The organism is Mycobacterium sp. SMC-21 (assembly GCF_045310825.1).
Lineage (GTDB): Bacteria > Actinomycetota > Actinomycetes > Mycobacteriales > Mycobacteriaceae > Mycobacterium.
The window spans coordinates 110,267-137,115 of the sequence record NZ_JBJIAO010000013.1 but is presented as its reverse complement, the minus strand read 5'-3'; the positions used below and the strand labels follow the sequence as shown (position 1 = coordinate 137,115).

At 67.2% G+C, this 26,849-nt stretch carries 25 protein-coding genes and 1 pseudogene; 2 read left to right on the top strand and 24 right to left on the bottom strand.

Going from position 1 to position 26,849, the window contains the following annotated elements:
* Window positions 1-77 precede the first annotated feature (77 nt).
* From ACJH6H_RS15465 to ACJH6H_RS15415, 11 genes and pseudogenes are all read right to left on the bottom strand, one after another.
* Window positions 78-500 (bottom strand): annotated as a pseudogene (locus tag ACJH6H_RS15465) (MlaD family protein); the annotation flags it as partial.
* Entirely contained in the window at window positions 497-1,525 is a 1,029-nt protein-coding gene (locus tag ACJH6H_RS15460; protein WP_406775218.1) for an MCE family protein, read from the bottom strand. The gene ACJH6H_RS15460 and the pseudogene ACJH6H_RS15465, both read right to left, overlap by 4 nt.
* Before the next feature lie 44 nt (window positions 1,526-1,569).
* Entirely contained in the window at window positions 1,570-3,036 is a 1,467-nt protein-coding gene (locus tag ACJH6H_RS15455) for an MCE family protein (RefSeq protein ID WP_406775224.1), read from the bottom strand.
* Window positions 3,037-3,040: 4 nt separating this feature from the next.
* On the bottom strand, window positions 3,041-3,859 hold the full coding sequence (locus tag ACJH6H_RS15450) for an ABC transporter permease (protein WP_406775223.1): 819 nt from the start codon (window positions 3,857-3,859) through the stop codon (window positions 3,041-3,043).
* A gap of 32 nt (window positions 3,860-3,891) precedes the next feature.
* Window positions 3,892-4,659: an MlaE family ABC transporter permease gene (locus ACJH6H_RS15445; protein ID WP_406775217.1), complete on the bottom strand. Its 768-nt coding sequence runs from the start codon at window positions 4,657-4,659 to the stop codon at window positions 3,892-3,894.
* 697 nt (window positions 4,660-5,356) lie between these two features.
* Entirely contained in the window at window positions 5,357-6,355 is a 999-nt protein-coding gene (locus ACJH6H_RS15440) for an IS481 family transposase (protein WP_212814951.1), read from the bottom strand.
* 826 nt (window positions 6,356-7,181) lie between these two features.
* Complete coding sequence (gene atzF / locus ACJH6H_RS15435) at window positions 7,182-8,861, bottom strand: allophanate hydrolase (RefSeq protein WP_406775216.1); 1,680 nt, start codon at window positions 8,859-8,861, stop codon at window positions 7,182-7,184.
* The gene (locus ACJH6H_RS15430; RefSeq protein ID WP_212813970.1) at window positions 8,858-10,879 is read right to left on the bottom strand and encodes a 5-oxoprolinase/urea amidolyase family protein; all 2,022 of its coding nucleotides are present in this window, start codon (window positions 10,877-10,879) and stop codon (window positions 8,858-8,860) included. The genes atzF and ACJH6H_RS15430 overlap by 4 nt, the downstream gene beginning before the upstream one ends.
* Before the next feature lie 45 nt (window positions 10,880-10,924).
* Window positions 10,925-11,572: an urea amidolyase associated protein UAAP2 gene (locus ACJH6H_RS15425; protein WP_029119966.1), complete on the bottom strand. Its 648-nt coding sequence runs from the start codon at window positions 11,570-11,572 to the stop codon at window positions 10,925-10,927.
* On the bottom strand, window positions 11,569-12,432 hold the full coding sequence (locus ACJH6H_RS15420; RefSeq protein ID WP_212813968.1) for an urea amidolyase associated protein UAAP1: 864 nt from the start codon (window positions 12,430-12,432) through the stop codon (window positions 11,569-11,571). Before ACJH6H_RS15420 ends, ACJH6H_RS15425 begins: the two co-directional genes overlap by 4 nt.
* Before the next feature lie 34 nt (window positions 12,433-12,466).
* Complete coding sequence (locus tag ACJH6H_RS15415) at window positions 12,467-13,975, bottom strand: amino acid permease (RefSeq protein WP_212813966.1); 1,509 nt, start codon at window positions 13,973-13,975, stop codon at window positions 12,467-12,469.
* 162 nt (window positions 13,976-14,137) lie between these two features.
* Between ACJH6H_RS15415 and ACJH6H_RS15410 the strand changes: the two genes are divergently transcribed.
* Entirely contained in the window at window positions 14,138-14,788 is a 651-nt protein-coding gene (locus ACJH6H_RS15410) for a TetR/AcrR family transcriptional regulator (RefSeq protein ID WP_212813964.1), read from the top strand.
* Here ACJH6H_RS15410 and hisI read toward each other — a convergent pair.
* The 8 genes from hisI to hisD are packed head-to-tail and all read right to left on the bottom strand — an operon-like array spanning window position 14,785 to window position 21,098.
* Entirely contained in the window at window positions 14,785-15,132 is a 348-nt protein-coding gene (hisI, locus tag ACJH6H_RS15405; RefSeq protein ID WP_064981726.1) for a phosphoribosyl-AMP cyclohydrolase, read from the bottom strand. The two genes, ACJH6H_RS15410 and hisI, sit on opposite strands and share 4 nt — an antisense overlap.
* Window positions 15,129-15,929: an imidazole glycerol phosphate synthase subunit HisF gene (gene hisF / locus ACJH6H_RS15400; RefSeq protein ID WP_406775222.1), complete on the bottom strand. Its 801-nt coding sequence runs from the start codon at window positions 15,927-15,929 to the stop codon at window positions 15,129-15,131. The genes hisI and hisF overlap by 4 nt, the downstream gene beginning before the upstream one ends.
* Complete coding sequence (locus ACJH6H_RS15395; RefSeq protein WP_212814754.1) at window positions 15,899-16,711, bottom strand: inositol monophosphatase family protein; 813 nt, start codon at window positions 16,709-16,711, stop codon at window positions 15,899-15,901. The genes hisF and ACJH6H_RS15395 overlap by 31 nt, the downstream gene beginning before the upstream one ends.
* Window positions 16,711-17,442 (bottom strand): bifunctional 1-(5-phosphoribosyl)-5-((5-phosphoribosylamino)methylideneamino)imidazole-4-carboxamide isomerase/phosphoribosylanthranilate isomerase PriA, encoded by a 732-nt coding sequence (gene priA / locus ACJH6H_RS15390; RefSeq protein ID WP_212813960.1) that lies wholly within the window; start codon window positions 17,440-17,442, stop codon window positions 16,711-16,713. The genes ACJH6H_RS15395 and priA overlap by 1 nt, the downstream gene beginning before the upstream one ends.
* Window positions 17,439-18,056, bottom strand: a complete 618-nt coding sequence (hisH, locus tag ACJH6H_RS15385; RefSeq protein WP_212813958.1) for an imidazole glycerol phosphate synthase subunit HisH — start codon at window positions 18,054-18,056, stop codon at window positions 17,439-17,441. The genes priA and hisH overlap by 4 nt, the downstream gene beginning before the upstream one ends.
* A complete protein-coding gene (gene hisB, locus ACJH6H_RS15380) occupies window positions 18,053-18,661 on the bottom strand; it encodes an imidazoleglycerol-phosphate dehydratase HisB (RefSeq protein ID WP_020103224.1) in 609 nt (202 codons plus the stop codon). Before hisB ends, hisH begins: the two co-directional genes overlap by 4 nt.
* Window positions 18,658-19,779 carry a histidinol-phosphate transaminase gene (locus tag ACJH6H_RS15375; RefSeq protein WP_212813956.1) on the bottom strand — a complete coding sequence of 374 codons (1,122 nt, stop codon included), beginning with the start codon at window positions 19,777-19,779 and terminating at the stop codon, window positions 18,658-18,660. Before ACJH6H_RS15375 ends, hisB begins: the two co-directional genes overlap by 4 nt.
* Window positions 19,779-21,098: a histidinol dehydrogenase gene (gene hisD, locus ACJH6H_RS15370; protein WP_406775221.1), complete on the bottom strand. Its 1,320-nt coding sequence runs from the start codon at window positions 21,096-21,098 to the stop codon at window positions 19,779-19,781. Before hisD ends, ACJH6H_RS15375 begins: the two co-directional genes overlap by 1 nt.
* Before the next feature lie 56 nt (window positions 21,099-21,154).
* Here hisD and ACJH6H_RS15365 point away from each other — a divergent pair, with 56 nt between their 5' ends.
* Window positions 21,155-21,571 carry a nitroreductase family deazaflavin-dependent oxidoreductase gene (locus ACJH6H_RS15365; RefSeq protein ID WP_212813952.1) on the top strand — a complete coding sequence of 139 codons (417 nt, stop codon included), beginning with the start codon at window positions 21,155-21,157 and terminating at the stop codon, window positions 21,569-21,571.
* Between the two features lie 50 nt (window positions 21,572-21,621).
* Here ACJH6H_RS15365 and ACJH6H_RS15360 read toward each other — a convergent pair whose 3' ends face one another.
* The 5 genes from ACJH6H_RS15360 to ACJH6H_RS15340 all read right to left on the bottom strand — a co-directional run bounded on the left by ACJH6H_RS15360 (window position 21,622) and on the right by ACJH6H_RS15340 (window position 26,685).
* Window positions 21,622-22,170, bottom strand: coding sequence for a hypothetical protein (locus tag ACJH6H_RS15360; RefSeq protein WP_212813950.1), 549 nt, complete (start codon window positions 22,168-22,170; stop codon window positions 21,622-21,624).
* A 22-nt stretch (window positions 22,171-22,192) separates the two neighbouring features.
* Window positions 22,193-23,050 carry a carboxylating nicotinate-nucleotide diphosphorylase gene (gene nadC / locus ACJH6H_RS15355; RefSeq protein WP_212813948.1) on the bottom strand — a complete coding sequence of 286 codons (858 nt, stop codon included), beginning with the start codon at window positions 23,048-23,050 and terminating at the stop codon, window positions 22,193-22,195.
* A complete protein-coding gene (locus ACJH6H_RS15350; RefSeq protein ID WP_212813946.1) occupies window positions 23,050-24,645 on the bottom strand; it encodes an L-aspartate oxidase in 1,596 nt (531 codons plus the stop codon). The genes nadC and ACJH6H_RS15350 overlap by 1 nt, the downstream gene beginning before the upstream one ends.
* A gap of 1 nt (window position 24,646) precedes the next feature.
* Window positions 24,647-25,660, bottom strand: a complete 1,014-nt coding sequence (nadA, locus tag ACJH6H_RS15345; protein WP_212813944.1) for a quinolinate synthase NadA — start codon at window positions 25,658-25,660, stop codon at window positions 24,647-24,649.
* A 167-nt stretch (window positions 25,661-25,827) separates the two neighbouring features.
* On the bottom strand, window positions 25,828-26,685 hold the full coding sequence (locus tag ACJH6H_RS15340) for a hypothetical protein (RefSeq protein WP_406775215.1): 858 nt from the start codon (window positions 26,683-26,685) through the stop codon (window positions 25,828-25,830).
* Window positions 26,686-26,849: the final 164 nt, after the last annotated feature.

Below are 26,849 nucleotides of genomic sequence, written 5' to 3'. Positions count from 1 at the left end.
TGAGTTCCCCAGCCCGTATGCTCACCCACGAAGCTGCGAACCGACCGGTGCTTTTACACCCACTTTCGGACGCGACCCAGATCCCCCAACGCGTCAGGAAGCTGGTAGGGGGATCGGGTGCGTTCCAACGGAATTGGAGCGTTTTGCTGGCCGCCGCCACGCGGCGTGATCTCGAGAATCTTTGATCCGAGCACGGTCCTGGTTTGGATTGAAGCCTCCGTACGGTCGCCTAGGTGGATGCCCTTGTCCAAGTTGAACGTCACGAGGACCCGGGGACCGTCTAGGCCAAGGCTGTCCACCTTGCCCACCCGGTATCCCGAAACCTGCACGGCAGCACCGGGGATCAGGCCCGCCGCATCAGCGAAGTAGGCCGAATAGTTCTTGTCCTGATTGATCAGAGGCACCTTGTCGTAGTTGAGCGCAAAAAGTGCCATCCCGACGGTCCCGGCCACACCGACGGCACACAGCACCAACGGATTCCGTTCGGAGAAGGACTTCATTTCGGCGCACACCTTCCACTGTCTTGACCCGCCACCTTGATGTAGACCGGTTGTCCCCCTTTGCCGTTGACCTTCAGCACGGCGTCGCACAGGTAGAAGCTGAAGAAGTCGCCGTAGACGCCCTGGCGCGCCAGCAGTTGGTACTTATCGGGCAAGGTTCGGAGCAGGTTGTCCATGTAATCCTTGTCCGCGACGACAAGCCCTGCGGTGCGGTCGGTTTCATGGACGACTTGCTGCAGCGGTGGACGCGACCGGGCCAGCAGGTCGGCGATAGTCCCGGCGGCGGCATTGGTGTACGCGACCGCATTGCTGATGTCCTGCTTGCGGTCGGCCAGCGTTGTGACCAATTGAGACAGCGAGTCGACAGCTTTGGCGAACTGGCTCCGCTGATCCCCCAGGGAGCCGAGCACGGTGTTCAGATTGCCGATCACCTGGCCGATCAGTTGATCACGATCGGCCAGCGTGTTGGTCAACGTCGCGGCGTGCTCGAAAAATCCGGAGATAGTGTCACCCTGCCCCTCGAAAGCACTGATCAGCTGACTGGTCAAGGCGTTGACCTGATCAGGGTCCAGCGCGCGGAACAGCGGCCGAAAGCCGCCGATCAGCGCGTCGAGATCGAGCGCGGGCGAGGTATTCGCCAAGGCGATGGTGTCGCCCGGATTGAGCCGCTGTGGACTGCCCGCGCCCTCCTCCAATGCGAGGTAGCGGCCTCCGATCAAGTCGTCGTACCGGATGACGGCGTGGGTGCCGCGGGTCAGCACGACGGAGTCGTCGGTGCCGAATGTGACCAGTACGGTCGCGTCGGGTTGCACGACGATGTCCTTGACCTTACCGACCTCGACACCGCCGATCCGGACGAACCGCCCACGTTCGAGACCCGATACGTTTGCGAACGCTGCGTGGTACACCCGCTGGTCCTCAAAGCGCAACTGGCTGAACACCGCGAACATCGCGAACATGAAGAACAGGCAGACCGCCAGGAACACGGTGAGACGCCAGATAGTGCCTGGCAGTTTATCTCTCACGATCGTGGGGCCTTTCGATGCGGTAGTTCAACAGAGTGCCGTCGTCACGGTGATGGCACAGCGGGTGTCGGTGGCGGCGCCTGGGGTGTCGGTTGTAGCGCTGCGGGATTCAGCACCGTGAAAGGTTCGGTGCCGGGCGGTGGCGGCCCCGGCTCGCGTGGTGTGCCGGGCTGCGGTGCCGGCGGCAAGCCCGGGTACAGCGGGTTTCCGTCGGGCGCATATAGCGGGGCGCCGTAGGCCGGGGCGCCCGCATACGGGATAGGTCCGGGGGCTGGACCGCCGTCAGAATTTCGCACACTCGGCGGCTCGGGGACTGCCCGGGTTACCGGGAAGTAGTTGGCCCAGCCGGGGAATCCGATACCCGGGTTAGGGCGCCAGTCCACGCCGCTTCCCCATCCGGTGTTGGTGACCAGCTGACGCACCGGCCAGTTCTTGGCAACGTCAGGTAGCGAGCCGCAGCCGGGTTTGCCATCGGGACCGCCCTTGGCTCCGACGACCGGTAGGTTGTCCGGATACTTGTACGGGTCGTCGCCGAGCAGAAGGGCGGCGTCGATGATGGTTGACCTACCGTTGCCCCCGACGGCCTGATACCCACCGTGGTCCAGATAGTATTTTCCACCAACGATCAAACAGGTGAGCTCGGGGTTGTACTTGAGCAGCAGACTGGTGGTCGGTTGCAGCGCGTTGATGGCGGTGACGAAATTCTCCTTGTTCGGAGCGAACAGGCTGGTTCCGCTATGTGCCAATCCAGTCACGTTGAGCAACAAGGCATCGAGCGCTCGGGCGTTGTCGGTGATGGCCGCACTGGTCGTGGTCACCGAATCGAGGATCGACACAATGTCGGGGACCGTGGCGCCATACGTCTGGCTGTACCCGCGCAGCGATTGCCAGCCGGCGCGGATCGTGTCGGCACGAGGATTGAGCGCCTTGAGGACCTCGTCGTAATCGGTGATGCTCTGACCGATCGCCTGGCCTTCCCCCCGCAGGCCGTCAGCCAGCGCGGTGAGTGTGCTGTTGAGCTTGGCCGGATCGATTTCTCCGAGCAGGTTGTATAGATTCTGGAAGACCGTGTTGACCTCGGTGCTGACGTTGTCCGACGGGATCACCGCACCTGATGAAATATGTTGGACACTAGGACTTTTCGGCATCACGAGATCGACGTACTTGGCACCGAACAGCGTGGTGGCCCGGATCTCGGCGCGGACATTGGCGGGAATGTGACCGACCTGGCCCGGGTCAAGCTCGAGCCTCAGCCGCACTGCGGTGCCTTCCGCACCCGTATCGGCCTGAATCGCCGAAACCCGGCCGACCTGAACCCCGCGCAACTTGACCCTAGCTCCGGCATCCATCACCAGCCCTGCGCGATCCGACGTCACGGTCACCGGAACGTATCGGGTGAAGCTGCCGGCAAATTGCGCCATCGTCACGTACACGAACAACCCGATCACGCCAACCAGGATGAGGGTCCACAAAGCGGGGTGAATACGCTGGTCTCGAGCTCTAGTCGGCATGCTGCTAACCCGCCAAGTGGAAGTTGCCGGACTGGCCATAAATGGCTAGCGATACCAATAGAGTGACAGCGACCGCCGCGACCATCGATGTACGCACGGCCCGACCCACGGCGTCTCCTACCCCGGCCGGACCGCCGGATGCTGTGAAGCCGTAATAGGTGTGCACCAGCATCACCACCACCGCCATCGAAACTGCCTGCAAGAACGACCACAGCAAGTCGGTGGGGTTGAGGAACGTGTTGAAGTAATGATCGTAAACTCCGGTCGACTGACCGTAGATGTAGGTCGTGCCGAAACGTGTTGCCAAAAAGGCCATCAGGACTGAGACGCAATACAGCGGCACCACGACTATGATCCCCGCGACCACCCGGGTCGACGTCAGATATGCCACTGACCTGATACCCATCACCTCGAGTGCATCGATCTCCTCGCTGATCCGCATGGCGCCGAGCTGTGCGGTGGCGCCAGCCCCGATCGTGGCGGCCAGACCGACGCCAGCAACCAGTGGCGCGATCAGCCTCACATTGAGGTACGCCGAGGAGAACCCGGCGAGCGCGCCAACGCCGATCTGCTGCAAATAGCTGTACACCTGCACTGCCACCAGCGAACCACCGGACAGAGTCAGAAATCCGACGATCGCTATCGATCCGCCGATAATTGCCAAAGCACCTGTACCCAAGCTCATTTGGGCGATCAGCCGGACAAGTTCGACTTTGTAGTGAACGAACGCGTCGCCGATACCGCGGACTGTCTGGCTGTAGAACTGGGCCTGAGAACCGATACGGTTCCACTCGTCAGCGATCTTCGCGACGATGGTGTGCAATCGCGACTGGCGGCCGCTCGGAGTCGACGGGCTCACAATGCCACCTTGACGCCGACCGCTGTCGCGATCACGTTGACCAGGAACAGCACCATGAATGTGAAGACAACAGTCTCATTCACGGCATTGCCGACCCCTTGGGGCCCTCCCCCGACATGAATTCCCTTGTAACAAGCGATGAGTCCAGCCGCGACCCCGAAGACGACAGCCTTGCCCAGGCAGACCAGCACGTCGGGAGTTCCTACCAATAGGGTCAGTCCCGCCGCGAAGGCGCCTGGCGTGACGTGCTGGAAGTACACGGCGAAGAAGAACCCGCCGACCAGGCCAGTGACGGTGACTACCGACGCCAGCAGCAACGCCACCACAGTCGCTGCCAGGACTCGCGGAACCACCAGCGCCTGGATCGGATCGATGCCGAGCACCCGCAGCGCGTCTAGCTCCTCGCGGATGGTCCGGGCACCGAGGTCGGCGCACATGGCAGTCGCGCCGGCACCAGTGATGACCAAAACCGTAACGATGGGTCCAGTTTGAGTCAGAGTGCTCAGTGCTGCACCGGCACCGGAGAAATCCGCTGCACCGATTTCGACAAGCAGCGTACTTACGGTGAATGTGGTCAGCACAACGAACGGAATCGCCAACAGCACCGTGGGCAGCAGCGAAACGCGTGCCACAAACCAGGTCTGGTTAAGAAACTCCCGCCAAGCCCACGGCGGCCGAAACATCTGCACAAACGTGTCCAATGACATTGCGAAGAATCCGCCAAGCGCCGAGGCAGGCTTGACTACATCGGCCACCGCGATCATTGGTCTCACCCTCTCGTAGTTGAAGCATCCGCCCCACGACGCGTGACGCACAGACAGATGCAGCAAACCTAAGGCACCCCGATCGACCGGAACATTGGCTGAACCGTCAAATCGCGACCGCTTGGTTTGACCGGGTTGGCAAATGCCTCGCATTGCGGCGTCGCACAGCTCATTTGAAGATCGAGTCGCCGGCGCTGTTCATGTCGACCAACGCCAAAGTCCGCACCGATCACCGGGCGGTTCGATGCGACAATCGCATCCGGCTGACACTGCGGGACGACCGAAGCCGTTGACGGGCAAATCGAGTGCTTGTCGACGAACTCGGCGATGTGGACTTAGTGCACCTGCACATCGTGGAGACCACCGACAGGAAATACGCCGTCGACCTGCGGTGTCCCGCGCTCCAAGCCCCAAGTGAATCCGCGACGTCGAATACCACCGCGATCAGCCGGGTCCGGGCCTGGCCGGTACAGCCTTGACCATGAGCTATATCGAACACTATGGCAGGTGCGCATCGCCTCCGCAGCTAACTGGATCGGAAGGCATTGGCACGTTAACCCTGATGCGCTTCAATAAGATAGGACTAGACGCTGCGTGGATCGGATTGCCGCCGTACGCGCATGAACGTCGTTAAGGCTCCCTTGAGTGGGCCGGTCGGGGTTAGCGTCCGTGAGCGGTACTGCACTGCCAGCGCTACCTAGGTGTGATGTCCAGGGACGTTGGTCAGCCGAGTGACCGGTGGGCGGCCTCCGATGGCGGAGTGGGCTCGGTGGTGATTGTAGAAATGCAGCCAGCTCGGTAGGGCTGTGTTGCGTTGTTCGGTGGATTCGTAGAACCGGGCGTAGGCCCAGCCGTCCCCGAGCGTGCGATGGAATCGCTCGATCTTGCCGTTGGTCTGGGGCCGGTATGGCCGGGTTCGCTTGTGGCTGATGTTCAGTTCGGCGCAGGCACCGCGCCAGGCCAAGGATTTGTAAGCCGACCCGTTGTCTGAGAGGACTCGTTCCACCGTGACGCCGCGTTCGGCGAACCAGGCCACCGCGCGCTGCAACACACCGATCGCGGTGGCCGCTTTCTCGTCGGACTGGATCTCGACGTACGCAACCCGAGAGTGATCATCAATAACTGTGTGCAGGAACGCAATTCCAATTCGCGGTCGATAATCGTCGGCACGTTCACCGGTGCGATGCGCGGTCAGCTGCCGGTTGCGCTTGCCTTGTTGTCGGCTAAGGAACTTGTGCCCACCGCCGTCGGGGATGTTGCCGAATTTGGTGACGTCGACGTGGATCAGCGAACCGGGATGATCGTGCTCATAGCGGCGCAGCGGTTCGCCAGTTACGCGGTCGATGTAGGACAACCGATTGATCCGGCACCGGGTCAGCACAGCGTGCACCGTGGACGCCGGCATGCCCAGTCGTCCGGCGATCTGCACGGGCCCGAGCCGCTTGCGCCACCGCAGGTCCACGATCCGACGCATGACCTGGTCGCTGGTCTTGGTGGGGCTCCGGTGCGGTCGCGAGCTACGGTCGACCATGCCGGCAGAGCCTTCGGTACGAAAGCGATCGGCCCATTTCTTGGCGGTTCGAGGCGCGACCATGAACATCTTGGCCGCAGCGGTATAGGTCCAGCCCTTCTCGATGATGAGCTCGGCGAGCTTCAATCGTGCGCGCGGGGTTAATGCAGCGTTAGCGTGGGACACGAAGGCCTCCTGGTTGGTGAAGCGGTTCCTAGACAGCTCCACTTCACAACCGGAGGCCTTCCCTGTCACACAGGCTCACCGATACATAACGGGACAACGTCCCCGGACATCACACCTAGGCCGCGATAAGATCGCGCAGCAGAAGCCAGCTCGTTCGGACAAGCCGTCGGAGAACATTCGCCGTCATGTTGCGCAGTCGATTTTGATTAGCTTTTCCTGCAACATGTTTGGTAGTTGTCGCACATTGGTGCGGCATGCCTGGCCGTGCTCATCGCGGAAGGCGATCACGCCACTGAACGACGAGGCCATCGGTGGCGCCGAGCTTCAATTGCGCTGCACAACGGGGGAAGAGACGTCTACAAAGTCCAGTGGAGAACTTGAACGACCTGCCGCCGGCGAGCAGCTCCATACCAGTCGATCGGCTGTGTTGAACAAACCTGCAGTCTCACTCATAGACCCAAATATCGATATCACTCTCTTGACGAAAACTCTTGCCAGACAGTTGCATTACTACCGTCAACTAGGTGGCAGCTATTGACCCGACCGAGTCGACATGACGCAGCAAAACAGTTCTCCGACAGTGACAAGCACGACGGCAATAGTTCTAGCGGTTGGCTCGTTTGTGCCGGGTGTCCTCGCAGGTGCCCCGCTCGTCGACCGCGTGAAACACGTGTGAGAACACAAACCTGACAATCTCCTGTGCAAGCGATCTAGCGGACGTATATTTCGGTTTCGAATGCCACCATCGACCCGCCTAGTGCCACCGTCATCGGTGTGTGGCTATACCAATTGGTACGCACGGCTGGATCTCATCGCGACGCTAATGTCACTGCACCGCGAACTCCCGGGCCCGCAGGTAGGCGCGCCAGCCACCGAACTCCGAGATGTCGGGCGCGGCGATGGCCTCTTCGTCGGCGCACACGAACCCGGTCTCCCAGGACCCGTCGTCGAGTTCCACCGCCGCCAGTCCCATCGGCGTCGGGAGGGCGGCCAGGAACGTCCCGAGTGCCGCCGGCGAGAGCGACCAGCGCTCCACTTCGAAGGCCCGCCCGCCATGCGGCAGCCGCACCAGCGCGGGCTTGCCCGACGGCAGCGCCGTCATGCGATAGCGCTCGGCCGTGCGGGCCGGGCCGTCCCACCGTGCCCCGAGATCGTGGAGCTGACCGGCCAGCGGCTGATCACGCAGATGCGCACCGGCCACCACCAGCGTCATCACCCCGGCGCCCGCCCGCTCCGGCCACGACGCCACGGTGCCCCGGTCACCACCGCCCAGCCGGGCCGCGATGTCCGCCACCACGGCGTCATCGAAGGCCCGCCCCAATACTGTGACACCGAATTGCGCTGTGGTGCCGTCGGATTCAACAACCTCGCCCGCCGGAACCGCGACGCCGCACATGTCGAAGAGATTGCAGAAATTGGTGTACGTGCCGATCCGGGCGTTGACCGCGACGGGGTCGGCCGCCACCTCCGCGAGCGTCGGCTGCAGCGGAGCGGTCGGGACGAGCAGCGCGTCGCACTCCCCCAATGCCCGGAATGCCCGCTCCCGCAGGCGGTCCAGCTCACGACGGTCACGCAACAGCCCGGTCGCGGTGTGGGAGCCGCCGGCGGTGATGATCGCGGCGACCGTCGGGTCCAGACCGGCGTCGGCACCGGCATCACTGATGAAGTCCCCCACCGCTTCCGTGCGCTCGGCGACCAGCGCCCCGTCGTACAGCAGCCGTGCGGCAGCCAGGAAGTCCGTCAGATCGATGGGGACGATGCGCATCCCGGCATCCCGGGCGGCATCGACGGCGCGCTGGAACGCGGCATCCCAGCCGGGCGCCATCGCGGGCAATTCGGCGGGCACCGCCAGCACCGGCTCGGCCGGGGCGGCCAAGCGCGTCGACGCGGGCCACGGCCGCTGCGTCGTGGTCGCCATCACGGCCATGGCGCTCTCCGCCGTGGCCAGGTCACGCGCCAGGATCGTCACGCAGTCATAGCTCGGGCAGGCCGGGACGACGCCTGCCGTCGACACCAGCCCGATGGTGCCCTTGATCCCGACGAGGCCCTGGTACGCCGCCGGTACCCGGCCGGATCCGGCAGTGTCCGTGGCGATTCCGATGTCGGCCGCACCGATGGCCACCGCGACGGCCGAGCCCGACGACGAGCCGCCCGATATCCGGTCCGGGCGCCGCGCGTCACGCACCGCGCCGTAGGGACTACGGGTGCCGACGAGCCCGGTGGCGAACTGATCCAGATTGGTCTTGCCGATCACGACCGCGCCGGCCGCCCGCAGCGCGGCCACCACCGGCGCGTCGGCATCCGGGGTGTAGGCGTAGCCCGGGCACGCCGCCGTGGTCGGCAGACCCGCGACGTCGACGTTGTCCTTGACCGCCAGCAGCTGACCGGCCAGCGGTCCCTGCGCCTGTGCGACCTCGCGGCGCACGGTGTCCTCGTCCCGGACGGTGATGAAGGCCTCCGGTCGCTGTGCGATGGCCGCGTAGGCGGCGCTGATCCGGTCCGTCATGCGACTTCCTGTCCTGTTGTGGCGCAGGGCTTCTTGCGTGCGCCGATCTCACCGCTGGCCTCCCAGCGGGCCCGCTCCTCGTTGCGGGCGGCCGTCATACGCTGTCGTACCGCGGCGATGTCGTCGGCTTCGCTCGAGAGGAAGTTCAGGTAGTCCGCGATGCGGAACTCGCCGTCGGTGATGTCGACCGTCCCGCGTCCGGCGGCGACGTCGGCCCGCAGATCGGTCAGTTCCTCCGACGACACCGGGTACCACGACACCTGGTCGAAGAATCGCAGCAGCCACGGCTGTTCCGGCTCGAAACCCGGTGCGGACAACGGGAACCGGTGGTTCCACACCTGGGTGGTGCGGCCCATCAACTGGTAGCCGCCCGGGCCTTCCATACCGTAGATGCAGAGGTAGGCACCGCCGATCCCGACCGCGTTCTCCGGCGTCCAGGTGCGGGCCGGGTTGTACTTGGTGGTGACCACCCGGTGGCGGGGATCGACCGGGGTGGCGACGGGCGCACCGAGGTAGACGTCCCCCAGACCGAGCACGAGATAACTTGCCGCATGGACGATGTCGAACACCTCCTGCTGCGACTCGAGGCCGTTCATCCGCCGGATGAACTCGATGTTGCTCGGGCACCACGGCGCGTCGTCGCGCACACCGTTGCGGTACCGGTCGATGGCGAGCCGGATGGTCGGGTCATCCCAACTCAATGGCAGCCGCACCGAGCGGCTCGGCAGCACCAGTTGGTCGACGGGCCCGAGCGCGGACTCGAGGTCGAGCACGAAGGCCGTCATCGCCTGGTGATCGGTGAGCGCGGCGTCGAATTTGACCTGCAGCGAACGGATTCCGGGTGTCAGGTCGATGATGCCGCGGGGCCGGTGTGCGTCGATCGCGGTGTGCAGCGCGTGCACCCGCGCCCGCAGCACCAGATCCAGTGTCATCGTGCCGTATTCGACCAGCAGATTGTCATCGCCGCTGCGGCGCAGGGTCATCGACGTCGTCCCGTCACCGGTGACGCCGCGGTGCAGCACCCCATCGTCGCCGTCGCCGCGCGGGCTGCGCACCACCGGGGACGCCGCGCGCCGCGAGGTGCCCAGGGCCGCCAGCGGTGCCGCGGCACTGGCCCGCACCGGAACGAAGCGCACCCGGTCGCCGGGCGTGAGCTGCCCGAGCTTCCAGCGGTCCGCCGACGTCACCGTCACGGGGCAGACGAAACCGCCGAGGCTGGGTCCGTCCGGACCGAGCAGGATCGGGGTGTCGCCGGTGAAGTCAAGGGCGCCAACCGAATACGGCGTGTCATGGATGTTCGACGGGTGCAGGCCGGCCTCGCCGCCGTCGGGCCGGGCCCACTGCGGCTTCGGCCCGACGAGGCGCACACCGGTGCGGTCGAGGTTGTGGTCCACCAGATACGTGGCCTCGTAGAGGCTTTCGATGTCGGCTCGGGTGAAGAACTCCGGCGCGCCGTGCGGTCCCTCGGTGACCGCCAGGCGCCATTCGTGGCCGATCGACGGGATTTCCTCATCGGTCAGCCGGCGCGGTCGTCCGCCCGGGGTGCCCAGATCGAGACGGTCGCCGGCCGCGAGGGCCCGCCCGCCGGCGCCGAACTTCCCGAGCGTGAACGTCGAGCGCGAGCCGAGGTACGCCTCGGCCTCGATACCGCCGGCCACCGCGATGTAGATGCGCATGCCGACGCCCTGTACGGCGCCGATCTCGAGCACACCGCCCTCCGGGACCGCGATGGGTGCCCACTGCCGCGCCGGGACGCCGTCGAGCGTGACCGATACCGGTGCGCCGGTGACGCAGACGACCGTCGCCTCGTCGAATCCCAGTGTCGGACCGGCCATCGTGGCCTCGAGGCCGGGTGCGCCTTCGGCGTTACCGACCGCGAGGTTGGCCAACCGCAGCGACAGGTCGTCCATCGGACCTGACGGCGGTACGCCCACCTGCCAGTAGCCGATGCGGCCCGGCCAGTCCTGGACGGTGGTGCTCGGCCCGGGCCGCAGCACGGTGAGGGCGGATGGCGCCATTCCGGTACTCCTTCGAATGCAGAACGCGGTGCGAGAGAACGTGGATCAGGACGGGCGGGTGACGATCATCCGCACCGGTGTCGGATCGAAGCCGTTGCACGGGTTGTTGATCTGCGGGCAATTGGACACCAGCACGAGGACGTCGGTGTCGGCGCGCAGCGCCACCCGCAGTCCCGGCGCCGACAGCCCGTCGACGATGCCGAGCGTGCCGTCGGCCTCCACCGGCACGTTCATGAAGAAGTTGAGATTCGGTGCCAGGTCACGCTTTCCGAGGCCGTAGCGGGCGCCTTCGATGAGAAAGTTCTCGACGCACGCATGCTGATGGCGGGTGTGGTGGCCGTAGCGCAGGGTGTTGGACTCCTGCGAGCAGGCGCCGCCGACGGTGTCGTGATTGCCGACCTCGTCGGCCACCACGGTCATCAGTGCCCCACCGTCGCTGTCGCGCAACACGGTTCCGGTGCTGACGAACAGCGACTTCTGCGCCGTGATGGTGGTCTGGGCGCTGTACCGGCGGGACGTGTCGTGCGCCCCGTAGATCAGCGTGTCCACGGCCTGATTGCCGTGCAGGTCGACGATGGTCAGCACGTCGCCTGCCGCGACGATCGCCGACCAGGGGCCGCGGGCCTCGACGATCTCGTCGAGGATGGTCGTGCCGGACACCAGCGCGGGGACCGAGTCGATGACGGTGCTCATGCGGGAACTCCTTCGGTGAGATGCAGTGCGGTCCAGACGTCTTCGGTGTTGCGGTGGGCGCGTTCGTATTCGGGTCCGATGGTTTCGGCGCGCGCGGCCAGATCGGCGAGGTCGGCGGGAGCCGACCAGGCCAGCACCTCCAGGTCCGAGGTGTTGAAGCTCGGCTCCGGGTCGAGCGGGTGTGCGGTGTTGGCGATCGCCACGATCACCGGCAGGTGCACGAGCAGTTCGACCGCGGTGCCGGCTCCGGCCGAGCCCGTCGACACCAGTTGCCCCGCATCGTCGGCCCGGACGCCGTGGAAGAACGACACGCCGGGGCCTACGTCGCGCGGCCCCAGGCCGTGCTTGAGTGCGGCGAGCACCAGCAACTCGCGGCCGGCCGGGCTGTCCGAGTGCGCGCTGCCGGCACCGTAGCGGGCTTCGTTCTGGGACCGGGTTGTGGTGCCGCACAGGGCATCGTGGTGGCCCGAGGTGTCGGCGACGATGGTCGCCAGGACCCGGCCCTGGTCATCGAGCAGCGGGTGCCCGGTGCCGAGATACGCCTGCCACGGCACCTTGACGGTGTCGGCGGTGTTCAGGCGCTCCCAGGGGGCGTCGGCGCGCCACAGCAGCAGGTGCGCGCACGCGCGGCCCTCGATGTCGGTGAGCCGCAACCGCGTTCCGCGGTCCAGCACCTTGCTGGTGTAGCGGCCGCCGGGCACCGTCTCGGCCCAGGTCAGGCGGTGGGCATCGACACCGGCCGGCGGTGTCGGCCACTGCGATGCCGGAACGACGGGCATGGCCGCGGTGTGGGTGCCGGCCTGCGCACGGGCGTGTGCGCGGGCGGCGGCGGTCGTCGAGGTGGTGGACGAAGAACTCACGAGAATCCTTTCGGCAGTTGTGGATTGGACGGGGTCAGAGCGACCCGACGGGGCGCGGGTGGGTCCGGCGGTACGGGAAGCACAGGGCGCCGAGCGCGACGATGGCGACGATGGTGAACGGCCCGGCCCACACCAGCAGCGGCATGGTGCCCGTCGGGTCGTAGATTTCCGGCCGCGGCCAGGCCAGGTTGATCACCATGGCCACGCCGTACACCACGGCGAAGATGTTGACCGGCAGGCCCCAGCGACCCAGCGAGAACAGCGGCCGGCCACCGGCGTCGGTAACCGAAGCGTCCCAGCGCATTCCGCGCAGCCGGTGCGCCAGGAGCGGCGCCGTCACCAGCAGGTACGCGATGTAGATCGCGATGATGCAGACGCTGGCCAGGGTCGCGAAGATCGCGGAGTTGCCGACGTTCACCAGGAGCACACCGACGCACGCGACACCGACCACGATCGCGGGCGGAATCGGCGTCCCGGTAGCCGGATTGACGCGCGACAGCAGCGCCGAGAACGGCAGCCGCTGGTCGCGTGCCATGGAGAACATCAGGCGGGTGGCAGCGGTCTGAATTGCCAAGGTGCAGATGAAGATCGCGATGGCCACATCGATGAGGAGCAGCGTGCCCCAGGGCGAGGACAGCACCGCACCCAGCACGTAGGGCAGGCCTTCGGTCGCCAGACGGCCGTCGGTCAGGCTCGGCGCCGCCATCAGTGCGCCGACGATCATGAGACCGCCACCGAGTGCCGAGACGGTGAGCGCCGACCGGATGGTGCGCGGGGCGACGCGGCGCGCGTCGCGCGTCTCCTCGGCGAGTTCACCGGCCGAGCCGAAGCCGACCATGACGTAGGCGGCCATCAGACCCGAGGCGATCCAGGCCCAGCCGTAGCCCGAACCCGCGCCACCGGTGTCGAAGACGACCTGCGGACCGCGCTGTGCGTGCGTGAAGAAGACTCCGACGACCGCGATGACGCCGACGATCTCGCAGCAGACACCGATCGTCGCGACGCGCGACATCCAGCGCACGCCGATGCAGTTGATCGTGGTGGTGATGATCAGCAGCGCGGTACCCAACAGCACGGCGTTGGCGGCGCCATCGGCCGACGTGAGTGCGGTATCGGTGCCGATGATCTGGAAGCCCGGCCACACCGCCGGCAGCACCACCTGCAGCGCGATGGCCGCGGCGGATGCGGTGATGATCTGGGCGACGATCATGAACCAGCCACCGAACCAGCCGACCACCTCACCGCCGAGGCGGCGGGCCCACTGGTAGATGGCCCCCGAGATCGGGTAGCGGGCCGCGAGTTCGGCGAAGCACAAGGCCACCGCGAACTGTCCGATGAACACCACCGGCCAGGTCCAGAAGAACGCCGGCCCGCCGAAACTGTATCCGAGGCCGAACAATTGGAAGATCGTGGTGAGGATCGACACGAACGAGAAACCGGCCGCGAACGAGGCGAACTTGCCCAGCGAGCGGTGCAGCTGTTGGTCGTAGCCGAACTCGGCGAGATCGTCGTGATCTGCCGGCGACGTGTTGGTCAATGTCATCCGATTCCGATTCTGCGAGGCCTAATACCTGTCAACTGACAGAATTAATGGGAAGCGTGACGCAGAGGGGTCACCGACGTTTCCGACGTGGGTCGCGATGTAACAGTTGCGTTTCACGCGAGCCGACGCTGCGCGAATGACCGCAGGTGGCACAGTAGTGGCATGAGCCGCCCCGGCCGTCCCCGTCATCGCGATGCCCTACGCCCCGGCAGCACCGCCGTCGAACAGATCCTCGATGCCGCCGGAGAACTGTTTGTGACACAGGGCTTCACGGTCACCTCGACGCGGTCGATCGCCGAAGCCGTCGGCATCCGTCAGGCCTCGCTGTATCACCACTTCCCCAACAAGGAAGCCATCCTCGAGGCACTGCTCGACGCGACGGTGGTGCCGTCGCTGGACTTCGCGCGGCGCGTGACGCGCTCGGTGGACGACCCGAAGGCGGCCCTCTGGGCGGTGACGGCCGGTGACGCGGCCAACCTGCTGTCCGTGCCGTGGAACCTGGGCCGGCTCTATCTGCTGCCGGAGGTCGACGGCATCGAGGGCTTCCACCGCCGGCGCCGCGAGTTGCACGCCGTCTACCGCGAACTGGCGGTCGACGCCGTCGGCGGCCGCGACGAGTTCCGCTGCGGCCTGCCGGTGCGCCTGACCGAGACGGTCATCGCGCAGCGCGTCGACGATCCCGAGATCACCGGCGACGAAGTGGCCGAGGCCATCGCCGATGCCGCCCTACGGGTGCTCGAGATCGAGGTCGACGACGCCCTGCGGGCCGAGGGACGGGCGCTGGTCGAGCAGCACCTGGCCGAGCCGGATTAGGCCTCGGGGGCGAGCAACTGGTCGGCGTCGAAGCAGCTGTGGTCGCCGGTGTGGCAGGCCCCACCGACCTGGTCGACTTCGAGCAGCACGGCGTCGCCGTCACAGTCCAGCCGCACCGAGTGCACGTACTGCGTGTGGCCCGATGTCAGACCCTTGACCCACTGCTCACCGCGCGAGCGGGAAAAGTACGTCGCCTCACGGGTTTCCAGAGTGCGGGCCAGCGCGTCGTCGTCCATCCAGGCGACCATCAGCACATCGCCGGTACCCCGCTGCTGCACCACGGCGGTGAACAGCCCGGCCTCGTTGCGCTTGATGCGGGCGGCGATCCCGGGATCCAGGCTCATCGCACCGTGATCCCTTCGGCCGCCATCGCTTCCTTCACCTGACCGATCGTCAGCTCCCGGAAGTGGAAGACGGTGGCCGCCAGGACCGCATCCGCACCGGCCTGCACCGCGGGCGCGAAGTCGCCGACGGCGCCGGCTCCCCCGCTGGCGATCACCGGCACGCTCACCGCGGCGCGCACCGCCCGCAGCATCGCGAGGTCGAAACCGGCCTTGGTGCCGTCGGCGTCCATGGAATTCAGCAGGATCTCCCCGACCCCGAGTTCGGCTCCGCGCGTGGCCCATTCGACGGCGTCGATGCCGGTGCCGCGGCGGCCGCCGTGGGTCGTCACCTCCCAGCCGGACGGCGTCGGCTCGGATCCTTCGGGCACGGTGCGGGCATCCACCGACAGCACGATGCACTGCGAACCGAACTGCCGCGACAGCTCCGACAGCAGCTCGGGCCGGGCGATCGCGGCGGTGTTGACCGAAACCTTGTCGGCGCCGGCGCGCAGCAGCGTGTCGACGTCCTCGACCGAGCGCACGCCGCCACCCACGGTCAGCGGGATGAACACCTGCTCGGCGGTGCGGCGCACCACCTCGAGCATGGTCGAGCGGCCCGACGACGACGCGGTGACGTCCAGGAACGTCAGCTCGTCGGCGCCTTCCGCGTCATACGCGGCGGCCAGCTCGACGGGATCACCGGCGTCCCGCAGGTTCTCGAAGTTGACGCCCTTGACCACCCGGCCGCCGTCGACGTCCAGGCACGGGATGACGCGCGTTGCGAGACTCACAGGTAATCCTCCGGAATACCAACGGATTTCACGATCTCCAGCATCCTCTCGTGCACACCGGGTGCGGCGGCCAACGCAGATTTCGAATCGGCCGTCCACGGCTCGCCGGCGAGGTCGGTGACGATACCGCCGGCGGCCCGGACCAAGGCGACACCCGCGGCGTGGTCCCAGATGTGGTGACCGAAGCTGATCGCGCCGCCGAGAATGCCGGCGCCGACGTACGCCAGGTCGAGGCCCGTCGCGCCGTGCATCCGCACCCGCGAGCATTCCCGCGTCAGGCTCGACAGGACCGCATTGCGCCACCGCCCCGGGAAACGGCCCTTCGAATCGATGTTGAAGGTCTGGATACCGACGATGGATTCGGCCAGCGTGGTCGGGGCCAGCGGCGGCAAGGCCGTCTCCCCGTCGCGGACGGGACCGTCCACGGTTGCGACGTAGCGCTGGCCCATGAACGGCAGCCACGTCAGCCCGGCGACCGGGGTGCCCCGCCACAGCAGGCCGAGCAGGATCGCCGCCATGGGCGAACCGGCCGCGTAGTTGAATGTGCCGTCGATCGGATCGAGCACCCACACCAGCTCGGAGTCGATGGGCTCGCCACCGAATTCCTCACCGTGCACACCGATTCCGGTGGCCGACGTCAGGGCCGCGACGACCTGGCGCTCGATGGCGAGGTCGATCTCGGTGGCGAAGTCGTTGCCCTTCTTGCGAACTGCCGCGTCGGCCTGGTGGCCGGCGATGAACGGGGCGACGGCATCGTCGAGGATGCTGGTCGCGGCCGCGACCAGCTCTGCCAACCTCGCCGGTTCGATCACTTAACCGCAGCCAGCGCCTCAGGCAGCGTGAACCGCTCTGCGTACAAGGCCTTTCCGACGATGGCGCCCTCGACGCCCTGCCCGGTCAGCGTGGCGATGGCGCGCAGGTCGTCCAGGCTCGACACGCCACCCGACGCGATGATCGGCGCGTTGGTGCGGCCGGCGACGGTGCTCAGCAGGTCCAGGTTCGGACCGGTCAGCGTGCCGTCCTTGGTGACGTCGGTGACGACGTAACGCGAACAGCCTTCGCTGTCGAGGCGTTCCAGCACGTCCCACAGGTCGCCGCCGTCGGTCTCCCAGCCGCGGCCGCGCAGGCGCCAACTGCCGTTCTCGAACTGCACGTCCAGGCCGACCGCCACGCGGTCGCCGTACTCGCCGATGGCCCGCTTGCACCATTCCGGGCTCTCCAGCGCCGCGGTGCCGATGTTCACGCGGGCGCAGCCGGTGTCCATGGCCGCTTTGAGCGACTCATCGTCACGGATGCCACCGGAAAGTTCCACGGCCACATCGAGTTTGCCGACGACCTCGGCCAGCAGTTCCCGGTTGCTGCCCCGGCCGAACGCGGCGTCCAGGTCCACCAGGTGCACCCACTCGGCACCGTCGCGCTGCCAGGTCTGCGCCGCCTCCAGCGCCGAACCGTAATCGGTCTCGCTGCCGGCCTTGCCCTGCACCAGCCGCACCGCCTTGCCGTCGACCACGTCAACGGCCGGCAACAGAATCAAACTCATAGCCCCTCAACCCAATTCGCCAACAGCGTCGCACCTGCGTCGCCGCTCTTCTCCGGATGAAACTGTGTCGCCGACAACGCGCCGTCTTCGACGGCCGCGATGAACGGCACGTGATGCGTGGCCCAGGTGACCTTCGCGTCGGCATGGCCGCCCCACTGCTGGGCGGCGTAGGAATGCACGAAGTAGAACCGGGTGTCGGCGTCGAGCCCCTTGAACAGGGTGCTGTCGGCGGCGGCATCGACGGTGTTCCAGCCCATGTGCGGAATCACCGGCGCATCCAGCCGGGTGACCTCACCGGGCCACTGCCCGCAGCCTTCGGTCTGCACCCCGAACTCGACGCCCTTCGAGAACAGAATCTGCATGCCGACGCACACACCCAGCACCGGGTGGCCCGCGGCCAGCCGGTCGGCGATGATCTTCTCGCCGCCGATCGACCGCAGACCGGTCATGCAGGCCTCGTAGGCGCCGACACCGGGCACAACCAGACCGTCGGCGGCAGCCGCGGCAGCGGCGTCGGCGGTGACCTCGACGTCAGCGCCGACCCGCTCGAGGGCGCGCTGCGCGGACCGGAGATTGCCCGAGCCGTAGTCCAGAACGACGAGTTTCTTTGTCACAGAGTGCCCTTGGTCGACGGCACGCCGGCCACCCGAGGGTCGGGTTCGACGGCCTGACGCAGCGCGCGCGCCACGGCCTTGTACTGCGCCTCGGTGATGTGGTGCGGGTCGCGGCCGTACAGCGTGCGCACGTGCAGCGCGATCTTGGCGTTGAAGGCCAGCGATTCGAACACGTGCCGGTTGATCACGGTGTGGTACGGCACCGAGGACCCGGCGATGGTGAAGGACACCATCGACTCCGGTTCACCGGTGTGCACGAAGTACGGACGGCCCGAAACGTCAACGGCCGCATGGGCCAGGGTCTCGTCCATCGGGATGAACGCGTCGCCGAACCGGCGGATGCCCTTCTTGTCGCCCAGGGCCTGGCCGAGTGCCTGGCCCAGGACGATCGCGGTGTCCTCGACGGTGTGGTGGCCCTCGATCTCGACATCACCCTTGGCGTGCACCGTCAGATCGAAGCTGGCGTGCGTGCCCAGGGAGGTCAGCATGTGGTCGAAGAACGGCACCCCGGTGCTGATGTCGACCTGGCCGGTGCCGTCGAGATCGATCTCGACGACGATGCTCGACTCTTTGGTGGTGCGTTCCACGCGGGCGCGGCGGGTCATGAAACTCCTTGTGGGGCTAGTTCCGTTGCGGCGAGCTTGGCGCTGACTTCCAGCAGGGCGTCGTTCTCCGCGGCCAAACCGACGGTGGTGCGCAGGAATCCGGGGATTCCGACGTCGCGGATCAGCACGCCGGCGTCGAGGTAGCGCTGCCAGGTCGCCGCGGCATCGGCGAACTCGCCGAACAGGATGAAGTTGGCGTCACTGGGGATCACCCGGAAACCCATGCCGGACAACGCCGCTGCCACCCGGTCCCGCTCCGAAGCCAAAGTGGCGACGCTGCTCAGCGTCTCATCAGCATGCCGCAGCGCGGCACGCGCGGCCGCCTGCGTCAGCACCGACAGGTGATACGGCAACCGCACCAGCAGCATCGCATCGATCACGGCAGGGTCGGCCACGAGGTAGCCCAGCCGCCCGCCGGCGAAGGCGAACGCCTTGCTCATGGTGCGGCTGATGATCAGCTTGGCCGGGTACTCGGCGAGCAGCGCGACACCGCTGGGCTGCGACGAGAATTCGCCGTACGCCTCGTCGAGGATCAGCACACCGGGCGTGACGTCCAGCAGGCGGCGCAGGTCGTCGAGCGGAACGCTCTGCCCGGTCGGGTTGTTGGGGCTGGTCACGAAGACGACGTCGGGTCGCTGCGCCTCGATGGCGGCCACCGCCACGTCGACGTCGAGGCCGAAATCGGTCGCCCGGGTTGCCGACAGCCATTCGGTCTGGGTGCCGTCCGAAATGATGGGGTGCATCGAGTACGACGGCACGAAACCGATGGCGCTGCGGCCCGGCCCGCCGAACGCCTGCAGCAGCTGCTGCAGGATTTCATTGGAACCGTTTGCCGCCCACAGGTTTTCCGCCGTCAGCGCGACACCCGTCTGCGCCTGCATGTACGCGGCCAGATCGGTACGCAGCGCCATGGCGTCGCGGTCCGGGTAGCGGTGCAACTCGGCGGCGGCCGCGGCGACCGATGCGGCGACGTCGTCGACCAGCGCCGGTGTCGGCGGGTGCGGGTTCTCGTTGGTGTTGAGCCGCACCGGCACCACGAGTTGCGGTGCGCCGTACGGCGATTTGCCGCGCAGGTTCTCCCGCAGCGGCAGGTCGGCCAGGGAGATCTTCTTACCCATCAGCGTTCGAACCTCCGGCGCACAGCCTCACCGTGCGCCGGCAGGTTCTCTGCCGTGGCCAGCGTGATCACGTGACCCGCAACGTCTTTCAGGGCCGCCTCGGTGTAGTCGACGACGTGGATGCCACGCAGGAACGTCTGCACCGACAGGCCACTGGAGTGCCGCGCGCAACCGGCGGTCGGCAGCACGTGGTTGGACCCGGCGCAGTAGTCGCCGAGGCTCACCGGCGACCAGGCGCCGACGAAAATGGCGCCCGCCGAACGGATTCGGCCGGCGACCTCAGCGGCGTCGACGGTCTGGATCTCCAGGTGCTCGGCGGCGTAGGCGTTCACGACACGGACCCCGGTGTCGAGGTCGTCCACCAGCACGATGGCCGACTGTTTGCCGTTCAGCGCGACCGTCACCCGCTCACGGTGCAGCGTCGTGGCGACCTGCGCGGCCACCTCCACATCGGTGGCGTCGGCCAGCTTCTCACTGGTGGTGACCAGCACGCTGGCCGCCATCTCGTCGTGCTCGGCCTGGCTGATCAGATCGGCGGCGATGTGCACCGCGTCGGCCGAGTGATCGGCCAGGATCGCGATCTCCGTCGGGCCGGCCTCGGCGTCGATGCCCACCTGGGAACGGCAGATGCGCTTGGCGGCCGTGACGAAGATGTTGCCCGGGCCGGTGATCATGTCGACCGGCGCGAGCTCTTCGCCGGTCGTGTCCACGCCGCCGTAAGCCAGCAGCGCGATGCCCTGGGCACCGCCGACAGCCCACACCTCGTCGACCCCGAGCAGAGCTGCCGCGGCGAGGATGGTCGGGTGCGGTAGTCCGCCGTGGTCCTTCTGTGGCGGGCTGGCGATCACCAGGGAGTCGACGCCGGCGGTCTGGGCCGGGACGACGTTCATCACGACGCTCGACGGGTAGACGGCGTTGCCGCCGGGGACGTACAGCCCGACGCGTTCGACCGGGACCCACCGTTCGGTGACGGTCGCGCCCGGGGCCAGCGTCGTGGTGGTGTCGGTGCGCCGCTGGTCGGCGTGCACGGCACGGGTCCGCTCGATCGCGACCTCGAGCGCCACCCGCACGTCGGCGGGCAGGCGGGTCAGCGCGGCGTCCAGCTCCGCCTTGGGGACGCGTACGGCGGCCGGCCGCACGCCGTCGAAGGACTCGCCGTATTCGAGGGCCGCCACCGCACCGCGTTCGACCACCGCGTCGACGATCGGGCGTACCTTGGGCAGCACCGAATCCACGTCGACACCGCCTCGGGGCAGCACCGCTCGCAACTGCGCCGCGGACAGCTGCTGACCTCGCAAATCGATACGCGAGAGCTTCACTGCAGTGTTCACCCCACTATTCTCCCAGAGCAGGCCAAATCGAATACGGAGGCGTCATGTCAAGCCGTCAGGACCACCCCAACAACGCCGCCGGCGTGCCGATGATCTTCCCGGTGTGGTTGGAGAACTTCCAGATCAAGTACATCAACCCGGCGTTGCGCCCGCTTTCGAAGAAGCTGCCCGGGTTCTCAGTCATCAAGCATCGCGGCCGCAAGTCGGGTAAGGAATTCGAGACCATCGTCACCTCGTACCGCAAGGGCGATGTGCTGGCGATCGGGCTGGCCCACGGCAAGACCAACTGGGTCAAGAACGTGCTCGCCGCCGGCGAGGCCGACATCCACGTCGCGCGCAAGGATCTGCACCTGGTGAATCCGCGCATCCTGCCCGCGGGCACCGATGACCCGTCGTTGCCGCGGATCGCGCGGATCGTGGCCAAGCGCAGCGGCGTGTTCGTCGCCGACATCGCCCACTGACAAACCGGGGGCCACGCTGATCGTCAGCGTGGCCCCCGGTCCGTCGACGGCTACTTGCAGATGTCGTTGATCTGCTTGCTGTCGGCGCCGGCGTCATCCAGGCGCACCTTCTGCTGCGGATCGTCGGTCTGAGCGCCGGCCGTCGCCGCGGCCCCGATGTCCAAGAGGGTGTTGGCGTACTTGCGCGCCGCCGTCGCGAGGTCGGCCGGGGCGGCCGGGTCGATCCGGTTCAGCAGGTACTGGCCACCGGTGATCAGCGCCAGACGCGCGTTGGCGGCCACGGCCAGGGCACCCGTGGTGTCGTCCGGCCCGCCGGGGACCGCCAGGTTGGTGTTGATCGCGATGCCCTTGCTGACGGTCTTCATGGCGTCACAGAGCGCGATCTTGGCCGTGTCCTGCTCGGCCTCGGTGTACTTCTTGTCCTGGTTCTTCACCGCGTACAGCGCGTAGCCGCCGATGCCGGCGGCGATCAGGCCGATGACCACGGCCGCAATCGCGATGATCTGCGTGACGGACATCGAACCCGACGTCTCGTCGGTGTCCTTTGCGGCTTTGCTCAGTGTGGTGGTCTTGTCTTCGGTCTTCTCGTCTTCCGCCATGCTCGTGATAGTAGCGGCCGAGTTACGTATCGAGGCCGACGTCGAGCACCCGCACCGAATGCGTCAGCGCACCGATGGCGAGGAAGTCGACACCGGTCGAGGCGTAGGCCGCGGCCGACTCCAGGCTGAGCCCGCCCGACGATTCCAGCTTGGTGCCGGGTGCGCGGGCGTCACGGCGCTGCACCGCGATCTGCGTCTGCCAGACCGGGAAGTTGTCCAGCAACACCAATTCGACGTTCTCACCGAGGATTTCGTCGAGTTGCTCGAGCGAATCCACCTCGACCTCGCACGGCAGATCCGGCGCCACCGCACGGACCGCCTGCAGGGCCGCGAGCACCGATCCGGCAGCCGCGACGTGGTTGTCCTTGATCAGGGCGGCATCGCCCAGACCCAGCCGATGGTTGACACCGCCGCCGACGCGCACCGCGTACTTCTGCAACAACCGCAATCCGGGCAACGTCTTTCGGGTGTCACGGATGGCGGCCTCGGTCCCGGCCACCTCCTGCACCCAGCGCGCCGTCTCGGTGGCGATGCCCGAAAGGTGGCAGACGATGTTCAGCATCGTGCGTTCGGCCGTCAGCAGGGCCCGTGTCGGCGCTTCGACGGTCAGCACCGCATCGCCGGGCTTGACCTCGGTGCCGTCCTCGGCTCGGTCGCGGATCTTGTAGGCGCCCTCCCCGATCACCTTGTCCAGCACCAGAACCGCGATGTCCAGACCCGCGATGACGCCCTGCTGTCGCGACACCATCGACGCGACCGTGGTGGCGTCGGCCGGCACGGTCGCCACCGAGGTGACGTCCGGCCCGTAGCGCAGATCCTCGTCGAGCGCGCGATCGATGATCGCGTGCGCGTCGGCCAATTCGGCTGCGGTCAATGCCATCAGTTACACGCTCCTATCGGCAGGGCGGCCACGGCGCGCCCGGCGGCGTCCAGCCGCACATCGATCGATACCCCGAACGCCGGATCGCGGTCCGGTCGGTCACTGCGGTGGTGGCAGCCACGGGATTCCGCACGGACGGCTGCCGCGGCAGCAACCGCCGACGCCGTCACGGTCAGGGCCGCATCCTCGACGGCCGCCCGGTCCGACATGGCCATACCGCGGGCGCCGGCGAGCAACTCGCTCAGCCGGTCCAGTCCAGCGGCGTCGCGCACCACCGAGGCGTACCTGGTCATGTCGCGTTGCAGGGCATGCCGATCCAACGCGGGCCGCTTGCCCAGATCCGGCTCCGGCACGCGGTTTCCACCGGCATCGCGGGCCTGCTCGGCCGCCGCACGACCGGCGCGGCCGCCAACCACCAGTCCTTCCAGCAGGCTGTTGGAGGCCAGGCGATTACCGCCGTGCATACCGGTGCGTCCGACCTCACCGGCGGCGTACAGGCCGGCCATCTCGGTGCGGCCGTACACGTCGGTGACCACACCCCCGCAGCTGTAATGGGCGCCCGGCACCACCGGAATCGGTTGGCGCGCAGGGTCGATGCCGGCCGCCAGGCATGCGGCCGTGACCGTCGGGAATCGGGCGGCGACGTCGGGGACGCCACGGGCATCGAGGAAGACGTAGTCGTCGCCGGTGGCCGCGAGGCGGGCATCGATGGCGGCGGCCACGACGTCGCGCGGGGCCAGGTCGCCCATCGGGTGCACGCCGTCGGTCACCGAGTCGCCGCGAAGGTCACGCAGGATGGCCCCTTCGCCGCGCAAGGCCTCGGTGATCAGCGGGCACCGGCCGCCGGCCGCGCCGGTGTACAGCATGGTCGGGTGAAACTGGACGAATTCGATGTCGCGGACCGGCAATCCGGCGCGCAGCGCCAGGGCGATGCCGTCGCCCGTCGAACCGTCCGGGTTGGTCGTCGCGGTGTACAGCTGCCCCAGGCCACCGGTCGCCAGGATCACCGACGGCGCCGTCAGCACGCCAGGTCCGTCCGGGCTCAGCACCAGCAGGCCGCTGACCGCTCCGTCGTGGTGCAACACCTGCAGCGCAACATGATTGGGCCGGATGTCGAGCGTCTGGGTGGCGGCGGCCAGGGCACGCTGCACCTCGGCGCCGGTGGCATCGCCACCGGCGTGGATGATGCGGCGGCGGCTGTGTCCACCCTCGCGGGTCAGGGACCAGGCCCCCGGCCCGACTTCGTCGAAAGCCGCACCGGCACCGACCAATTCACGCACGGCGGCATAGCCGTCGGCGACGATCGAGGTGACCGCGTCGACATCGCACAAGCCGGCTCCGGCCGCGACGGTGTCCGCGACGTGCGCCTGCACCGAGTCATCGGTGTCGGGGATGACGACCGCGATGCCCCCCTGGGCGTAAGCGGTGGCCGTCTCGCCGGACTTGCCGACGACCACGACGCGGCTGCCGGCCAGTTGGGCGGCACGCGCCGCCGCCAGGCCCGCGACCCCCGTACCGACGACGATGACGTCGGCGCGCTGGCGCCAGTAGCCACGGCCGCCGCAGGCGACCGAACGGCCCGCGTGGGCGCTCACGCTATTCCCCGCCGCCGGGCTGCCCGATCCCGATCATGCGCTGCACGCTCAACCGAGCTGCGGCCGCGACATCTTCGTCGACGTGAACTTCGTCAGCACCGTCCCGCAGGCAGCGCAGCAGCGCGGCCGGCGTGATCATCTTCATGTACGGGCAGGAGGCCCGATCGTTGACGGCGAGGAACTCGGTTTCCGGTGCGGCACGGCGCAACTGGTGCAGCATGCCGATCTCGGTGGCGACCAGGACCTGCTTGGCGTGGGTCTCGCGGGCGGCGTCGAGCATGCCGCCGGTCGACAGGATCTTCACGCGGTCGTCGGGTACGGCACCCTCGCCGGCCAGATAGAGAGCCGAAGTGGCGCAACCGCATTCGGGGTGCACGAAGAGTTCGGCGTCGGGATGCGAGCGGGCCTGGTCGGCGAGTTCGTCACCGTTGATGCCGGCGTGTACGTGGCATTCGCCGGCCCAGATGTGCAGGTTGTCCCGGCCCGTCATGCGGCGCACGTGCGCGCCGAGGAACTGGTCCGGGCAGAACAGCACGGTCTTGTCCGCGGGGATCGAGGCGACGACCTCGACCGCGTTGGACGAGGTGCAGCAAATGTCGGTGAGGGCTTTGACGGCCGCGGTGGTGTTCACGTAGGACACCACGACGGCGTCCGGGTAGTCGGCCTTCCAGGCCCGCAGGTCGTCGGCGGTGATCGAGTCGGCCAGCGAGCAGCCCGCCCGCTGGTCCGGGATCAGCACGGTCTTGGAGGGCGAGAGGATTTTCGCGGTCTCGGCCATGAAGTGCACACCGCAGAACACGATGGTGTCCTCGGCGGCGTCCGCGGCGATGCGCGACAGTGCCAGCGAGTCGCCCACGTGGTCGGCGATGTCCTGAATCTCGGGCAGCTGGTAGTTGTGCGCGAGGATTGTGGCGTTGCGCTCCTTGGCGAGGCGACGCACTTCGTCTGCCCACTGCCCGTCGGCGACCACGTCGCCGAAACCTTCGAACTCCGCCGCACGGTCCAGAACCGTCATGGCCGTCTCCTTTGAACCTGGCCAGGTTTTCGACTTATGATCGAAAACATGCCACATACTAGCACTGCACACGGAATGTTCACCTTCGTGTACCGCGTGCGACAGCAGCCGGCCTGACGGTCACCCGCCCTACCAGCAAAGACGGCGCCGGATGACCGGGCCGATCCTCATTCGGCGTCGATCTCGGGACGATTCCGATAGTTCTGCCAGGTCTGCCGGGTCTGGGTCGCGATGGCGTCGTTCGCAGCTCCGCTGCCGTCCCATAGTCCCCGGGCGGAAACCAGCACGATGGGCCAGAAGTACGCCGCGACATCGCGCACCTGGCGGATCGGGATGCCCGTGGCCACGGCGGCGTAGTGCAGCCAGTAGTCGTCCGCGCGGGGGCACACGTGGGCGAACGCTTCGCCCCGATCCCGCAGCGCCCCAAGCAGTTCCGGCGGATAGGCCACACCGGATACACCTGTCGCGAACACCGTCTCGGAGGCTTCGGTCGTGGTGCACATCGGCCACGTTCGGTACGGACCGTCGCTGCGCATGCGCGCGCGGAAAGCGGTGACCTCGCCGGGCCGGTGCGCTGCGAGCAGCTCCGCGAGCCAGGTGGGCGGGTAGTAGACGTCGTCGTCCGCCGTGACAAGGGTGCGGCCGGGTTCGTCCGGCAGTACCTCGTTGGTATACGGGAAGTACTTCTTGTGCGGCCCGTAGTCGCGGCAATGACGAATTTCCAGCCCACGTGCCTGCAACCGCTTCAATGTCGCCGGCGGATCGACGCACGCGTCGCGGTCATCGAGCCACAGAATCAGCCGACGCGGCTTGACGGTGCCGGTGCCGATGGTCTCGATCGTTTGCCATACGGTGGCAATCCGCTTGCCATAACTCGTCAATGACACATTGGCGGCACCGGTGCCGACGACCGGCTCAACGGACCTGTGGTTTCTGGCGAGCAGGCGCGGGCCGAGTGTGCCCAGCTCGGCGAGGGTGCAAACCCACCCCAGCGGGTCTCTTGGCTGAATGCCGACATTGCGCATGGCCCACCGGCCTTCCCCCGCACGACGAACACGAAGCTTTGCTGCAATCGAGCGTGAGTCTACTGGCTGGGCGGAGATTCTTCTTTTCGAAGATCACGCACCTTGACTCGCCGGGATTGCCGTTTCGCCCGGCCGCCTCTCCCCGTGCGCCACTTTTGATCTCC

Coding starts and splice junctions, on each gene's coding strand:
- ACJH6H_RS15455 (WP_406775224.1), bottom strand. CDS start 3,036: ATGCCGACTAGAGCTCGAGACCAGCGTATTCACCCCGCTTTGTGGACC.
- ACJH6H_RS15445 (WP_406775217.1), bottom strand. CDS start 4,659: ATGATCGCGGTGGCCGATGTAGTCAAGCCTGCCTCGGCGCTTGGCGGA.
- atzF (WP_406775216.1), bottom strand. CDS start 8,861: ATGACGGACCGGATCAGCGCCGCCTACGCGGCCATCGCACAGCGACCG.
- ACJH6H_RS15430 (WP_212813970.1), bottom strand. CDS start 10,879: ATGGCGCCATCCGCCCTCACCGTGCTGCGGCCCGGGCCGAGCACCACC.
- ACJH6H_RS15425 (WP_029119966.1), bottom strand. CDS start 11,572: ATGAGCACCGTCATCGACTCGGTCCCCGCGCTGGTGTCCGGCACGACC.
- ACJH6H_RS15415 (WP_212813966.1), bottom strand. CDS start 13,975: ATGACATTGACCAACACGTCGCCGGCAGATCACGACGATCTCGCCGAG.
- ACJH6H_RS15410 (WP_212813964.1), top strand. CDS start 14,138: ATGAGCCGCCCCGGCCGTCCCCGTCATCGCGATGCCCTACGCCCCGGC.
- hisI (WP_064981726.1), bottom strand. CDS start 15,132: ATGAGCCTGGATCCCGGGATCGCCGCCCGCATCAAGCGCAACGAGGCC.
- priA (WP_212813960.1), bottom strand. CDS start 17,442: ATGAGTTTGATTCTGTTGCCGGCCGTTGACGTGGTCGACGGCAAGGCG.
- hisB (WP_020103224.1), bottom strand. CDS start 18,661: ATGACCCGCCGCGCCCGCGTGGAACGCACCACCAAAGAGTCGAGCATC.
- ACJH6H_RS15375 (WP_212813956.1), bottom strand. CDS start 19,779: ATGGGTAAGAAGATCTCCCTGGCCGACCTGCCGCTGCGGGAGAACCTG.
- ACJH6H_RS15365 (WP_212813952.1), top strand. CDS start 21,155: ATGTCAAGCCGTCAGGACCACCCCAACAACGCCGCCGGCGTGCCGATG.
- ACJH6H_RS15360 (WP_212813950.1), bottom strand. CDS start 22,170: ATGGCGGAAGACGAGAAGACCGAAGACAAGACCACCACACTGAGCAAA.
- nadC (WP_212813948.1), bottom strand. CDS start 23,050: ATGGCATTGACCGCAGCCGAATTGGCCGACGCGCACGCGATCATCGAT.
- nadA (WP_212813944.1), bottom strand. CDS start 25,660: ATGACGGTTCTGGACCGTGCGGCGGAGTTCGAAGGTTTCGGCGACGTG.
- ACJH6H_RS15340 (WP_406775215.1), bottom strand. CDS start 26,685: ATGCGCAATGTCGGCATTCAGCCAAGAGACCCGCTGGGGTGGGTTTGC.